The sequence below is a fragment of the Humibacter antri genome, assembly GCF_054777235.1.
Genome location: NZ_BAAHAW010000002.1, coordinates 291,704 through 305,326, shown reverse-complemented (window position 1 = coordinate 305,326; position 13,623 = coordinate 291,704). Strand labels below are relative to the sequence as shown.

12 protein-coding genes are annotated in these 13,623 nt (G+C 68.5%); 7 read left to right on the top strand and 5 right to left on the bottom strand.

Annotation, left to right across the window (positions count from 1 at the left end; genetic code table 11):
• Nucleotides 1–199: 199 nt before the first annotated feature.
• Nucleotides 200–1,009 carry a MerR family transcriptional regulator gene (locus ACYVDK_RS02140; RefSeq protein ID WP_460517239.1) on the bottom strand — a complete coding sequence of 270 codons (810 nt, stop codon included), beginning with the start codon at nucleotides 1,007–1,009 and terminating at the stop codon, nucleotides 200–202.
• Nucleotides 1,010–1,107: 98 nt separating this feature from the next.
• Between ACYVDK_RS02140 and ACYVDK_RS02135 the strand changes: the two genes are divergently transcribed.
• Nucleotides 1,108–1,551: a hypothetical protein gene (locus tag ACYVDK_RS02135; protein WP_460517236.1), complete on the top strand. Its 444-nt coding sequence runs from the start codon at nucleotides 1,108–1,110 to the stop codon at nucleotides 1,549–1,551.
• Nucleotides 1,552–1,709: 158 nt separating this feature from the next.
• Nucleotides 1,710–2,396, top strand: a complete 687-nt coding sequence (locus ACYVDK_RS02130; protein WP_460517233.1) for a TMEM175 family protein — start codon at nucleotides 1,710–1,712, stop codon at nucleotides 2,394–2,396.
• 52 nt (nucleotides 2,397–2,448) lie between these two features.
• Here the strand turns inward: ACYVDK_RS02130 and ACYVDK_RS02125 are convergent, their stop codons facing one another.
• Nucleotides 2,449–2,808 (bottom strand): DoxX family protein, encoded by a 360-nt coding sequence (locus tag ACYVDK_RS02125; RefSeq protein WP_460517229.1) that lies wholly within the window; start codon nucleotides 2,806–2,808, stop codon nucleotides 2,449–2,451.
• A gap of 38 nt (nucleotides 2,809–2,846) precedes the next feature.
• Here ACYVDK_RS02125 and ACYVDK_RS02120 point away from each other — a divergent pair, with 38 nt between their 5' ends.
• The 4 genes from ACYVDK_RS02120 to ACYVDK_RS02105 all read left to right on the top strand — a co-directional run bounded on the left by ACYVDK_RS02120 (nucleotide 2,847) and on the right by ACYVDK_RS02105 (nucleotide 4,677).
• Nucleotides 2,847–3,371 (top strand): TetR/AcrR family transcriptional regulator, encoded by a 525-nt coding sequence (locus tag ACYVDK_RS02120; protein WP_460517224.1) that lies wholly within the window; start codon nucleotides 2,847–2,849, stop codon nucleotides 3,369–3,371.
• A gap of 98 nt (nucleotides 3,372–3,469) precedes the next feature.
• The gene (locus ACYVDK_RS02115) at nucleotides 3,470–3,727 is read left to right on the top strand and encodes a hypothetical protein (protein WP_460517221.1); all 258 of its coding nucleotides are present in this window, start codon (nucleotides 3,470–3,472) and stop codon (nucleotides 3,725–3,727) included.
• Nucleotides 3,724–4,059: a type II toxin-antitoxin system PemK/MazF family toxin gene (locus ACYVDK_RS02110; RefSeq protein ID WP_460517218.1), complete on the top strand. Its 336-nt coding sequence runs from the start codon at nucleotides 3,724–3,726 to the stop codon at nucleotides 4,057–4,059. Before ACYVDK_RS02115 ends, ACYVDK_RS02110 begins: the two co-directional genes overlap by 4 nt.
• A 45-nt stretch (nucleotides 4,060–4,104) precedes the next feature.
• On the top strand, nucleotides 4,105–4,677 hold the full coding sequence (locus ACYVDK_RS02105) for an NUDIX hydrolase (protein ID WP_460517215.1): 573 nt from the start codon (nucleotides 4,105–4,107) through the stop codon (nucleotides 4,675–4,677).
• 101 nt (nucleotides 4,678–4,778) lie between these two features.
• Here the strand turns inward: ACYVDK_RS02105 and ACYVDK_RS02100 are convergent, their stop codons facing one another.
• Nucleotides 4,779–6,578, bottom strand: a complete 1,800-nt coding sequence (locus tag ACYVDK_RS02100) for a hypothetical protein (RefSeq protein WP_460517212.1) — start codon at nucleotides 6,576–6,578, stop codon at nucleotides 4,779–4,781.
• A 1-nt stretch (nucleotide 6,579) separates the two neighbouring features.
• Entirely contained in the window at nucleotides 6,580–9,807 is a 3,228-nt protein-coding gene (locus tag ACYVDK_RS02095) for an MMPL family transporter (RefSeq protein WP_460517209.1), read from the bottom strand.
• Between the two features lie 264 nt (nucleotides 9,808–10,071).
• Between ACYVDK_RS02095 and ACYVDK_RS02090 the strand changes: the two genes are divergently transcribed.
• Nucleotides 10,072–11,946, top strand: coding sequence for a glycoside hydrolase family 15 protein (locus ACYVDK_RS02090; protein WP_460517206.1), 1,875 nt, complete (start codon nucleotides 10,072–10,074; stop codon nucleotides 11,944–11,946).
• Nucleotides 11,947–12,139: 193 nt separating this feature from the next.
• On the opposite strand, the gene ACYVDK_RS02085 is transcribed toward ACYVDK_RS02090, so the two are convergent.
• Nucleotides 12,140–13,408 (bottom strand): alpha/beta hydrolase family protein, encoded by a 1,269-nt coding sequence (locus ACYVDK_RS02085; protein ID WP_460517203.1) that lies wholly within the window; start codon nucleotides 13,406–13,408, stop codon nucleotides 12,140–12,142.
• Nucleotides 13,409–13,623 lie beyond the last annotated feature (215 nt).

Below are 13,623 nucleotides of genomic sequence, written 5' to 3'. Positions count from 1 at the left end.
TGGCCTGAGCGCCTTCCGCGCCGCGGCCGAAGCCATGGATCGAGACTCGACTCCGCAGCGACGCGCCTGGAGAGTTGAGTCTCGCAGGCTCAACTTATGCCGACGCTGGATGCCTGTCAAGCCGGCCGCCAAAAAGTTGAGCGTATTCATATCAACTTTCGTCGCGCATCCATTATTCCGGCTCGACGAGCGTTGCTCGTCATCGCGGCCGGCTCCCGCCTATTGCGGGCTTACGCGGCGCGGTGGACAGCATCCGCGCGACGACGTCTTGATGCGCGAGCCTCCGGAGTGCCGTCACGACGGGCTCGTACAGAGCGGTGCCGAGCACCGCATACTCCACAGCCGCCGAAGGGAGGAACGCGGGCGCCTCCTCGCCCTGACCAGAGCTACTTGCTCCTGCACCGGCGCCAGTCGTGTCACCCGCACCGGTCGCGTCACCCGCACCTGCCCCTGCCCCTGCGCCCGCACCAGTCGTGGCACCCGCACCCGCCGTGCCACCGGGACCGGCCGTCGACGCGCCCGGCATCAAGGCGATGTCGACCTCGGCGAGTCGATGCAGCGACGCCCCGTACGCGTCGAGTCGCTCGTCGGTGATCGGGATGCCGGCATCCGCCACCGCGTGCAGCGCCAGCTCGAGTTGCGCGGTCGCGGCGAAGTCGCCGTCGTATGTCCAGCCGAGACGTTCGATCGCCGCCTTCGCCAGCTCATGCTCGCCACCTGAAGATCGATCGGGATACGGCGGCAGCGCTTGAATCGCCTCGCCGAGCGTGGTGAAGAGATCGTCGTGCGGCTGATCTATCAGGCTCAGGATCACCTTGATCCGGGCTATCGGCAGGCCGGCGACATCTGCGAGCGAGCGGATCAGGCGTAGCCGGCGCACGTGCCCCTCGCCGTATTCGGCCTGCGTGGCCCCTCGCGCCTCGCCCGGCGACAGGATGCCTTCGCGCAGGTAGTACTTGATGGTCGCGACGGGCACCCCGCTCATTCGGGCCAGGTCGGAAATTCGCATCGTCGGGTCGCCCTCCAGTTGCACTGCTTGACAACAGATAGTACAAGTATCCAATATGGATAGCGCCACTATCCAGCTCAAGTACCGAATGGGAGAGCATGTTGAACACCACAGTGCACGAACCGTTGTTCACGCCGTCGATCACCATCATTGTCGGCGCCGTGCTTCTCACCGTGATCGGGATCGCCTACGGCGGTGCGTTCATGCTGCGCGTCGTGGCCGGAAAGCAAGGGGCGAACGACCTGCAGAAGTCGTTCTTCCGGGCGGGGCACGCGCATGCCGGCGTGCTGGTGATCCTCGGCCTCGTGGTGCTGCTGGCGACGAGCGCGGCAGGCGCCGGCATCTGGGGGACCGTGATCGGAATCGCGGTGCTCTGCTGTGCGCTGCTCATCCCCGGCGGCTTCTTCTTCTCGGTGATCGGGCACGATCCGCAGCGGCCGAACGCCTGGCGCGCACTGATCTGGGCGGGATTCACGGTGCTCTCGCTCGCGATGCTCGGCGGCGGGATCCTCCTGATCGCCGTGGGGGCATCCGCCCTCTGATCCGCCCGCTCGCCGACGCCACCCGCCCTCTGATCCATCCACCGGCGCCATCCCATCCTTCGGGCGAAATCGACGCCACGCGCTTCACTCCTTCCACGCCGAACGGCGGCCCGACAGAATGTTGATCGGTGCGCCGTTTCGGATGGGAAGGGGCCGACGTGACAGCGGAGTCAGAGGAATCGTCTCGACCAAGCGCGAGGGGCCGGAAGGCGCGCAAGTACCGCACCGACCGCATGATCGGGCTGAGCGACGGCGTCTTCGCGTTCGCGATCACTCTGCTGGTGCTCGATCTCGTGGTGCCGACCCTGACCGGCGGCGATGTCGTTGTGAAGATCCTGGGGGAGTGGCCGACATTTCTCGCCTACGTCATCTCGTTCGCCACGATCGGCGCTGTCTGGCTGGCGCACTCGGCCATCACCGACCACCTTGTACACACGGACTCGAACTTCGTGCGCTTCAACCTGCTCGTGCTGCTGTTCGTCTCGTTCATGCCGTACCCGACCAAGTTCCTCTCGGCGTTCATCGAGACCGACCACCCCGAACAGTTCGCCGTCAGCCTCTACGGCGGCTCCGTTCTGGTGCTGACCGGACTGCTCTGGACGCTCTGGTGGTACGCGCGCCGTGCCGGACTTCTCGATCCCGATGCTCCGGAAGAAGACCACGTCATCTTCACGCAGCGCTTGATTCCGGGACTCGTCGCCTACGTCGTGCTCATCATCGTCGGATGGTTCGTACCGGTCGTCGCGCTCGTCGGGTACGCGATCATCGCCGTCTTCTTCATCTTCCCGTTCCGCCTGCGTCGTCTGCGCAGGCCATCCGGCGAGGCCCGCCCGAGCGGGGAGTGATCGCCGGCCGTCGAGCCCGTCTCGCGCAGCGGCATGAGCTCTGGCCGTGAATTCAGCCGAGGAACGAGTACAACCCGACGGCGACGCAGATGACGAGCATCCCGGTGGCGTTGACGAAAAGGTTCCGCCCGAAGTCCCGCGCCCTGAGGTGGAAGGCGATCGCGACGACGAAGTAGATCACCAGACACGCAGTGGTGAGGGCCGCGAGGCCGGGAATCCAGACCCCGGCGACCAGGCCCGCCGCGGCGGCGAACTTGAGCGGGGGCATCAGACGCCAATACCGCCGCGGCCAACCCACGTCGTCGAAGCACTGAGCGATGAAACTCACGGGTTTGAGGCAAAGAAGGCCGTCGCCGAGAGAGATCACGGCCAGCACGACGACCGGCCACACCGGATCGGGAAGGACGGACATATCCGGACCATACCATACGGTGTGGTATGGTCGCTAGCGTGACAAGAGATCAATGGGTCGCCGAAGGTGTGCACGTGCTCTCGGAGGAGGGGCTCTCCGGCATCCGCATCGACCGGCTCGCTGCACGACTCGGCGTCACAAAGGGGTCGTTCTTCCACCACTTCCGCGGCATCGACGACTACCGCAATGCACTGCTCGACGAATGGGAACACCGATCGATGCAGGTCGCCGCCGACATCCCGCCGGAGACGCTGCTCTCCGACCTGGCGGGGCGCATCGGGCGGCTCGTCGACGTGCGTGTCGAGGCCGCTGTGCGCGCCTGGGCGTTTCAGAGCCCTGAAGCGGCAGCGGCTCAGGCGAGGGTGGATTCTGCGAGGCTCGCTGCGCTCGAGGGCATCTGGTCTCGCAGCCTTCACGATCCGGGCAGGGCCCACATCGCTGCCCTGGTGCCGCACCTGCTTCTGATCGGAGCGACGATGTCGCTGCCGCCTCTACCAGATGGCCAGCTGGATGCCGTGTTCGGCCTGCTCGCCGAACTCGTTCCCTCCGTCGGGGACCAGTAGCAGGCATCCGCAATGCGACCGCGCGGGCGGTTCGGCGCGGGGCCATCGTCGGGAATCTGCGCCGTGCAGTGGTGGTATACCGCTTGTATACTGATGGTATGTCATCGACCACGATCAAAGTGTCCAACGCCCTTCGCGATCGAATCGCCGAACGCGCGCACGCACAGCACACCACGATGGCGAATGCGATCGAGGCAGCCCTCGACGCGAGCGATGAGCAGCGATTCTGGGATGCCGTTCGCAGAGAGAATGAAGCGCTGACGCCCGAGGCGCGCGACGGTTACCTCCGATCCGGCGGCACGGACGCCCTGGCCGACGCCTCCGATGACGAGATCAGCAATCGCGGTGACTGGTGAGACGAGGCGAGATCCATCTCGCCGACCTGGGCGAGCCGATCGGCCACGAGCAAGGCCTACGGCGCCCCGTCGTGATTGTGAGCGCTGATCCGTGGCTCGCATCAACTCCGCCGGTGATCGCAGTGCTCCCGGTGACGCGTACGTTCCGCGGGCAGTCGACGCACGTCGAGATCGAACCCGGCTCGTCGGGCCTCCGTGCGACGAGCTACGCGAAGTGTGAGGACATACGCTCCATCTCTCCGCTTCGCCTCGAGACGCGCTTCGGGACCGTCGACGACCTTGTGCTCGCACGCATCGACACGATCTTGAAGCGCATTCTGGCGCTGTCCTGACGCGTGAGCACCGGTGCCGAGATCCTGCTCGCAAGAGAGAAGCGTATGACCCACGACGACCTGCTCGACCGCCTGTCCGCCCTTGAAGCATCGGATGCCCGCGACGCGTTCGTGCGATTCGTGACGGACAACGGCGACGCCGCGCTCCGCCGCGACGGCGGCCCGGAGCACGTGACCGGGTCGTGCTTCGTGTTCTCGCCCGACCTGGGGCGCACGCTACTGTGCTTTCACCGCAAGGGCGGCTTCTGGGTGCAGTTCGGCGGTCACGTCGAGCCGCACGACGTTTCGATCGCGGATGGGGCGGCGCGGGAGGCGCGCGAGGAGTCGGGCATCCGGAATCTCGAGTTGCTGACCGATGCGATCGTGGACCTCGACCGCCACGAGCTCGGCAGCGGCTTCGCCTGCTCGGCGCACTGGGACATCGGGTTCGTCGCGGTGGTGGATCCAGCGGTCCGTGTCGCCGTCAGCGAGGAGAGCGACGACGTGGCCTGGTTCCCCGTCGACGGCCTTCCGGCCGGCTCCGCTAGCGGTCTCGCCGCACGTCTCGAGCGCGCACGCGCCGCCGCGCAGACCATCGGCCGCCCGGCCCCGACCGCGACGACCCGGGAGCCGCGCTGAATCCATGGCCCGAACCGTCGTCATCCGGCGACGAAACGACAGTTCCGGCCATGAGTTCTCGTCGGTGCACCCCGCGCCTGGCTCAGCTCCCGGCACGCGTATCACGCCAGCCGCAGCCGACGCCGCCCGAGCACGCCGCCGAGCACGAGGGCGACACCGACGACGCCCCACAGGAGCGCGAGCGCACCCGCGCCCAGCGCCAGCCCGACATCGCCGCCGATCGCACCGCGAAGTGCGACGAGTGCGGGGGTCGTCGGCAGCAGCCCGGCGATCCCGACCAGCACCGGTGGCACCGATGACGCGATGCCGACGGCGAGCGCGACGATCGTCACCAGCAGGGCGAGGGCGCGTCCGAGCGCGCCGAGCGCCGCGGCCAGCCCCTGGTTCACGAGCGCGAGCACGGCGCCGAGCAACACGGATGCCCCGACATACCCTGCCCAGACGCCCGGCGCGAGATCGAGGCCGATCAGCACCACCGACGACAGCAGCAGCCCCTGAACCGCCCCGAGCGCCGCCGTGATCCCCGCCGACCTGCCGGCGAGCCGCAGCGAGGACGCACCCGTCATGAGCCTGGACTGCGGCACCGGCATCCTCACGAGAGCGAGCGCGAGGCCGCCGATCCACAGCGCGATCACCGTGAACAACGGTGCCGCCTGGATGCCCGACGGCGCCGATCGCGGATCGATCACGACCGGCTGGGACGCGGCCTCGGACAGCACCTGGATGTCCGAATCGGAGTAGGAGGGTATCTTCGCCACCGCCTGTGACAGCCCGGATGCCAGCTGATCCGCTCCCGTACTGGTCTGCTGCGCACCGGAAGCGAGGTTCGCCGACCCCGCCGCCAGAGACGACGCACCGGATGCCGACTGGCCGATTCCGTTCACCAATTGCGGCATGGCCCCGGCGAGCTGCGAGGCGCCCGAGGCTACCTGGTCGGCTCCCGACGAGAGCGTGCCCGCGCTGGTCGCCGCACTCTGCAGCTTGTCCAGCGCCGCAGTCGCCTGATCGCACACGTTTCCCGGATGCTGGCAGATCGTCGCCACCGTTGCTGCGAACGAGGTGACAGCCGCGGTCAGCGACCCCGAGATCGCGTCGTTGCCGGCTGCGACCTTCGAGGCACCCGCTGCCAGCTGAGCGGTCTGCCCCGGCAGGCCGGATGTGCTCGAGGAGAGCGTGCCAAGGCCGGAGCTGAGCGACGAAGCCCCCGACGACAGCTGCTGCGCTCCACTGGACACCGAGTCGGCACCGCCGGCCACTTGTGCAGCACCGGTGGATGCCTGCGCGATCTGGTCGTGCACCGAGTTGAAGCCGCCGTACACACCCTGCAGGTACTGGTCGATGACCTGCCGGTTGAGCTGGGCCGCCGCGTTCGCCGTCACGGCCTGCACCAGCGCGGGATCGAGCAACGCGGCCGACGGGCTCGTCTTCACCTGCACGAGCGTCTGAACCGCGCTCTGCGCCGAACCGGACAGCGAGCTGATCGACGTGGAGAACGTGGCCGGAATGATGAGTACCGCGGCGTACCGTCCGTCGGCGAGGCCACCGGCGGCATCCCCGTCGTTCGTCAGAACCCAGTTGAAGTTCGAGCCGACGCGTGCCGGCTGGGTCGGGATGTTGCCGTTCGCCGACGCGCCGCTGGTGGGCGCCGAACCGGCGATGAGTCCCGCCGCGAACTGCCTTCCGAGCGGAGTCGTCTTGCCGTTGATCGTGACGGGCGAGTCGTCGTTGACGACGGCCGCGCTCACCCGGTCCAGGTGCAGCGCGGGCGTCGACAGGCCCCACATGAGCAGCATCCCCATGATGAGCGGCAGCACGAGCAGCACGGCGAGCATGACGGCGCTCGGATGCTCGACACCGGTTCGCGCCGACAGTGCGCTCGCTGCGCGCGGCTTCGCATCCATCTCAGCCCACCCCCACGGTCAGCTCATCGGGTGACGGATCTCTGGAGGAGCGCACCGGAGTGCCCGCTCCGATCGTGACCTCGACAACGGCGCGTTCGTCGAACAGCCCCGCGCCGGTGGACGCGGCGCCCAGAATCTCGGCGATGTTCGCGTCGGGGGCGCACGAGGCGACGATCGTGATCGCGACGGCGTCGGCGTGGATTGCACGGGCATCCGTCACCGGGAGCCGCGCGGATCGCGCGCGGGTCAACAGCTCGGCAATCGCTGCCCGCTCGCCTCGCTCGCCGAGGCTGTCCAGGTCGCACAGGCCGAGGATCTCCGCGTCGGCGTCGAGCGCTCTCCGCACCTCCTCGACGGGCGCGGGCGATGGCCGCACCTGCACGAGCGTCGACCGTTTGCGCACCGCCCCGGCACGGGTCGGCAGCACCAGCCCCGCGACCTTGAGCTTTCCGGATGCGACCGGATACCGCCCGCAGAGCGCGGCGACAAGGGCTGCGGCCGCCAGCCGATCGCTCGAGCGCACGATGAGCACGCTCCCGGCCGGCACCATAGCGTCGAACCCGCTCACGAGTTCCAGCCCGGACTTCGTGAGCGACACGCCTTCGGCGGCCACGGCGAACCGCTCGCCGTCCCCCGGCGGCCGGTTCGATCCGGGCGGCCGCGCCTCCCCGGGCGACTGGGCGTTTCCGGGTGACCGGGCTCCTCCGAGCGGCTGGGCTTTCCCGGGCGGCTGGACCTCTCCAGGCCAGTGGGCGAGTTCGAGCTCCCGCGCGATGCCCTCGCCCTCCGCGTCGAAGTGCGGAAGCACGCGCTCGAGTGAGCGGGGCATCCACCAGGCGTGCCGTCCGAAGAGCATGAGCACGGCGGGAATGAGCGTCATGCGCACGATGAACGCGTCGATCGCCACGCCGACCGCGAGTCCGAGCGCTATCGGCTGGATGGAGGCGTCGCCCTCGGGAACGAACGCCGCGAACACCGCGAACATGATGATCGCCGCCGCCGTGACCACTCTGGCCGAGCCGAGGAATCCGGTCACGATCGCCTCGTGCGCATCGCCGTGGTGCACGTAATCCTCGCGCATGCGGCTGACCAGGAACACCTCGTAGTCCATCGCGAGCCCGAACAGCACGCCCATCAGGATGATCGGCATGAAGCTGATCACGGAGCCGAGGGATGCCACGCCCAAGGGCCCGGCCAGCATCCCGTTCTCGAAGACCAGACTCGTGACCCCGAACGCGGCGCCGATCGAGAGCAGGTAGCCGAGTGCGGCGGTGACCGGCACGACGATGGACCGGAACACCATCGCGAGCAGCACCAGCGAGAGGCCGACGACGAGGATGCCGAACGGCAGCAGCGCCTGGCCCAGCCGCGCGGAGACGTCGATGCCGGCGGCGGTATAGCCGGTCACCGAGAGGTCGACGCCGTACTGCTTCTGGAACTGGTCGTGCATGCCGCGGAGGCGGGCGACCAGATCCTGTGTCGCCTTCGAGTCGGGTGCTCCGGACGGGATGACCTGCACGATCCCCGTGTCACCTGGCTGGTTCGGCGTCGACAGCGGCACCGCGACAACGCCTGGCACCTTGGCGATGCTCGCGCCGAGGTCGTTCATCAGCCCGACCGGGTCGTTGTTCTGGATGATCGACCCGGTCACGATCAGAGGGCCGTTGTATCCCGGTCCGAAATGCTCGTCGATCAGGTCGTACGTGACGCGGCCGGGTTCGTGCTCCGGCAGGGATCCGGCATCCGGCAGCGCCAGCCGCAGGTGTGCGGCGGGCACGGCGAGCAGGCCCAGCCCGACGACGACGATCACCACGGTGAGGATGGGCCACTTGGTCGCGCCGCGCACCCAGCCGAAGAAGAATCCGTGCGCGCTGGAGCTTGGGGAGGAGGCCATTTCTGGGCTCCTCCGCGACGCCAGCGCCGACCGCCGTCTCGGCGGTCGGTCAGCGGTCGGACTTTCAGTCTGCTCCTCCTCATCGGAATCTCCTGTCGATTCAGTTCCCTCCTCGGCGTCCTCTTCGACGCTCTCCTCGGTATCCGGCTCGAGCTGATCGGCCGCCTCCGACCGTGCCGCCGCATCAACCGCCTCGAACTCCGTGATCGAATCGGCCGGATCGGGGTCCTCACCGCCCGCGTGCTCGGCCACCTCGGCCGCGTATGGCTTCGCTGGCTTCGATGGCTTCGATGGCTTCGGCGGACGGTACTTGCGCCGCACGACATGCCAGCCGAGGAATCCGAGCAGCGCGGGCGTCAGCGTCGTGGAGACGAGCACGGCCAGCGCCACCGCCCCGGCCGAGGCCACACCCATCGTGGTCAGAAATGGGATGCCCGCCACGCTCAGCCCGAGCAGCGCGATCATCACGGTCACCGCCGCGAACACCACGGCCGACCCCGCCGTCGCGATGGACCGCGCGGCCGACTCCTCCGGGTCGATCCCGCTACGCACCTGGTCCTGATGTCGCGAGGTGATGAAGAGGGCGTAGTCGATCCCCACCGCCAGTCCGAGCATGAGCGCCAGCAGCGGCGTCGTCGACGTGATGGTCGTGACCGACGTCATGGCCACGATGATCGACAGCGACACCGCGACACCCAGCAACGCCGTCACCAGCGGCATCGCCGCCAGCAGCAGCGAGACGAACGTGAACGCGAGCACGACGAAGGCGACGAGGATGCCCAGCAGCTCCGTGACGCTGATTCCCGCCGCCGTCTGAGCGAACAGCTGGCCTCCCATCGAGGCCTGCGATCCCTTCGGCAGCTGCGTCTGAAGGTGGTGCGCCTCGGCTTGGAGGGCATCCGCCGTGGTGGGCAGCACCGCGGATTGCGCCACCTCGAGCTGGATCGGGACGATCACCGCGGAGTCGTCCTTGCTGATGTTCGCACTCGAGGTCGACGAGTACGGTGAGGTGGCCGACGTCACCTGCGGGATGGCCTCCAGCCGCGTGACGCTCGCCTCGACGGCGGACTGGAACGCGGCATCCTTCACGCTCCCGCCCTTCGGTGCGACAGCCACCAGCTGAGCGGAGGCGCCGCTGACCTGAGGGAACGTGCGGGCCAGGGCATCCAGCGCCTGCTGCGACTCGGTGCCCGGGATCGCGTACGTGTTCTGGGTGCCCGTGCCGAACAACGCGGCGCCTGCGATGGCGAGCGCCACGAGCACCAGCCAGAGTGCGAGAACGAGGGCACGGGCGCGAAACGCCCACCGGCCGACGCTGTAAAGAAAGGACGACATGCGTGCCCTGCCCAACCCTGCCCAACGGCGGCCGGCGGGGCGAGACCGGTGAGCGGGGCTGCGGCGGCATGTCGGGTGGTGCTGCGCCCGCGACACAGGCCGGGCAGCCTGGTCCGCGGCCCTATCGCCGAATGTAAGCCGGATGCCGTCGCATCCGCTGGCCCCCGAACACGGGGCCCGTTCAGCCCGATCAGGCGAACATGGACAAGCTCTGATGCTCGCAATAGCGTGGAACCACCATCACGTCGGGGGGCGGGGGATCTCGTGGACGGGTACTCACCGATCGAAGAGCATGGCCTGATCGGCGATCTGCAGACGGCGGCGCTGGTGTCGCACAAGGGGGAGATCGACTGGTTCTGCTGTCCGCGGTTCGACTCGCCTACCGTGTTCGCGTCGCTGCTGGACCGGGAGCGAGGCGGACACTTCCGCATCAGACCGGCGGGCGGCGGCTTCGTGACGAGGCAGCTCTACATGCCCGACACCGCCATTCTGATCACTCGGTTCATGTCGGACGACGGCGTCGGCGAGATCATCGACTTCATGCCGCTTGCGGATGATCCGCAACGGGCGACCTCGCGACATGACCTCGTGCGCCTGGTGCACGTCGTGCGCGGAAGTATGCGGTTCGAGATCGAGTGCGCGCCTCGGTTCGACTACGGGCGCGCCGCGCACGACCTGCACGTGGATGACGCAGGGGCGGTCTTCGAGACGCCCGGCCTGCGCCTCAGCCTGAGCACGGGCATCCCGTTGCAGGCGCACGGTGGATCGGCGCGCGGGGTCTGCGATCTCTCCGCGGGCCAGCTGCGGGCACTGATTCTGCGCTCGGGTGCCGACACGACGCCGGAGCGGATCGACCCGCGTGCCGCGTTCGACACGCTCGAGCGCACCGGACGCTTCTGGCGCACCTGGGTGAACGCATCCTCGTACCGCGGGCGCTGGCGCGAGCACGTGATGCGCTCGGCGATGACGCTCAAGATGATGACCTACGCGCCGACGGGCGGGCTCGTGGCGGCACCCACCGCGGGGCTGCCTGAGCAGATCGGCGGCGAGCGCAACTGGGACTACCGGTACTCGTGGGTGCGCGACTCCTCGTTCTCGGTGCAGGCGCTGCTCGGGCTCGGCTACACGGACGAGGCGCAGGCGTTCACCCGCTGGATCTCGGACCGCGTCAAGGAGCACGAGGGCGACGCATCCGGACCGCTGAAGATCATGTACCGGGTGGACGGATCATCCGACCTCGTCGAGGAGGAGCTCACCCACTTCGCCGGATACCGCGATTCGCGGCCGGTGCGCATCGGCAACGGTGCCGCCGATCAGCTGCAACTGGACGTCTACGGCGAGGTGGTCGGATGCCTCGCCCTGGCCGACCGCGCGGGCGCGTGCATCGACAACAGCGACTGGGACGGCATCGCTGGCATGGTCGACTGGCTCAGCACGAACTGGGACCGGCCGGACGAGGGCATCTGGGAGAGCCGCGGCGGTGCCCGGGATCACACGTACAGCCGCCTGATGAGCTGGGTCGCGTTCGACCGGGCGATCCGCATGAGCAACGACCGCGGCTGGCCCGGCGCCGTCGCGGACTGGACGCAGCAGCGGGATGCCGTCTATCGCCAGATCATGGCCCGCGGCTGGAACGCGGATCGCAAGGCATTCGTGCAGCACTACGGATCGGACGTGCTCGACGCCTCGCTGTTGGTCATGCCGACGAGCGGATTCCTGTCGCCGCACGATCCGCGCTGGCGTTCGACGCTGGGCGCGATCCGCGACGAGCTCGTCTCCGACAGCCTTCTGTACCGCTACAACCCGTCGGCGGCGCCGGACGGGTTGGCCGGCGACGAGGGCACGTTCTCGCTCTGCTCGTTCTGGTACGTGGAGGCGCTGGCTCAGTCCGGCATGGTCGAGCAGGCCAGGTGGACGCTGGAGAAGATGTTCAGCTACGCCAACCACCTCGGCCTCTACGGCGAGGAGCTCGGCAGGCGCGGCGAGCACCTCGGCAACTTCCCGCAGGCGTTCAGCCACCTCGCTCTGATCAACGCGGCGGTGAGCCTGGATGCCCGGCTCGGCGACCGACCGATGGTGCGCCTCAACGAGCAGGAGCGCGCCCGCCTGCTCGCCCCTTCAACCCCCACCGCCGGTTGAGCCTGTCGAAACCACCACATCCGGCACCCTCCACCCCCTCCCGCCGGTTGAGCCTGTCGAAACCACCGTCCAGCCGCGCTCTCGCCCCTTCGACCCCTCCCGCCGGTCGAGCCCGTCGAAACCACCGCCCAGCCGCACTCTCAACCCTTCGACCCCTCCCGCCGGTTGAGCCTGTCGAAACCAGCGGTGCACCTCAGAGCAGTCCGCGTGACGGGTCGCGCGTCGTCGCGGTGGCAGCGTTCGCGAGCGACTCGGTGCCGGCATCCAGGTATCCGAACGTGGTCACGTGGTCGCTGTACTTCTTCGTGAGCTCGTCCATGTCGGTGAACCGTGCGTAGGCGGCCGACGTGGGGTCGTTGTTCCAGTTCGAGTGCTTGATCGGCTCGTGGTTGGTCACCGGGAGCTTGCCGCCGGATCCCTCGACGTGCAAAGCCCTCGCCCCGAACGACGGCGCCCGCGGATCCCTGCGTGTCAGCCGTCCCCATTGCGCCTGAGTGTCGCCGGCGGCCTCACCGGCGTACACGCGTTCGCAATGCAGGGCACGGGCATCCTTGATGTTCTCTTCGATGCCGGCGGAGCCGAGCATGACGAACGCAAAGACCCCGAGTCGTGCGGATGCCAGCGCGTTCGCCGCCGTCGTCGTGCCGTAGGAGTGCGCGATGATGCTGATGTCCACCTTCTTCGCACCGCCGCGGCTGGCCTTGAAGCCGCGCAGCGCAGTCACCAGACGTGGCGCTCCGCGTGCGGCATAGGCGCCGAGCGCCGCGTCGATGCCGGGCGGCGGGGTCACGTATCCGATCCAGGCGATCACCGAGCGGTTCGCCGGAGCACCCGCCTTGCCCTGCTCGTCGTAAACGTTCTGCGCGGCCTGCGTCCATAGCTGCATGTCGTCGGCGTACGTGCCCATGCCCGGCACATCGAACGTGACCTGCATCGCCGTGTCGGGGTTGCCGACGGCCACCGCAGCGAGCGGACGCGGCGCAGGCGTCAGCTCGATGAGGTACCTGCGCGGGTTGCGCGAACCGCCGAGTGTCGCCTTCACCGCCTTCAGCGCGCGCAGCCGGAACCGCGCAGACTCGTCCTGTGGTGCGGATGCCACCCGCTTCCTCGTCGACGCCAGCGCGCGGGTGAGGTAGATGCGGTTCGCCTTGTCGCGATCCGCGTAGTCGACGCCATCGAGGTTGCCGATCAGCTGCGGCGCGTTGCGCAGCGCGGCCGCGCGCTCCTTCGCCGACGCATCGTTCCACAACTCGTCGACGTACCGGCCGTCGGCATTCGCCAGGTCGATGGCGATCGCGGGATTCTTCAGCAGGTACGCCTGCGCCTGCTTCGGCGACATGCTCCACAGCGCCTGCAGCCCGTCCTCGATCAACTGCTTGCCGGCCGGAGGCACCATCAGGATGCCCGCGACCGCCACCGCAGTCATGGCCAGAGCGCCCGTGAGCCGCCCCCAGCCGATCATGAGCCGAGTCTAGGTCGGCCGATCGCGGACGGATGCTCCCGAAGTGGGCACATCCGTCCCCTTGCGGTCGAAAACGCGCCATCCCGCACATCGCACGCCGCGCCGCGAACTGCGGCACGCGCCGGATGTCGCACGCTACGCCGGAAATCGCACGGTACGCCGGAAATCTGAAGCACTTCCATCCGGCCGATCGCGCGTTCTCCGGCCGACCGCCC

Excerpts from the sequence above, each read along its gene's own strand:
- ACYVDK_RS02140 (WP_460517239.1), bottom strand. The coding sequence starts at position 1,009 with ATGCGAATTTCCGACCTGGCCCGAATGAGCGGGGTGCCCGTCGCGACC.
- ACYVDK_RS02135 (WP_460517236.1), top strand. The coding sequence starts at position 1,108 with ATGTTGAACACCACAGTGCACGAACCGTTGTTCACGCCGTCGATCACC.
- ACYVDK_RS02125 (WP_460517229.1), bottom strand. The coding sequence starts at position 2,808 with ATGTCCGTCCTTCCCGATCCGGTGTGGCCGGTCGTCGTGCTGGCCGTG.
- ACYVDK_RS02115 (WP_460517221.1), top strand. The coding sequence starts at position 3,470 with ATGTCATCGACCACGATCAAAGTGTCCAACGCCCTTCGCGATCGAATC.
- ACYVDK_RS02105 (WP_460517215.1), top strand. The coding sequence starts at position 4,105 with ATGACCCACGACGACCTGCTCGACCGCCTGTCCGCCCTTGAAGCATCG.
- ACYVDK_RS02100 (WP_460517212.1), bottom strand. The coding sequence starts at position 6,578 with ATGGATGCGAAGCCGCGCGCAGCGAGCGCACTGTCGGCGCGAACCGGT.
- ACYVDK_RS02095 (WP_460517209.1), bottom strand. The coding sequence starts at position 9,807 with ATGTCGTCCTTTCTTTACAGCGTCGGCCGGTGGGCGTTTCGCGCCCGT.
- ACYVDK_RS02085 (WP_460517203.1), bottom strand. The coding sequence starts at position 13,408 with ATGATCGGCTGGGGGCGGCTCACGGGCGCTCTGGCCATGACTGCGGTG.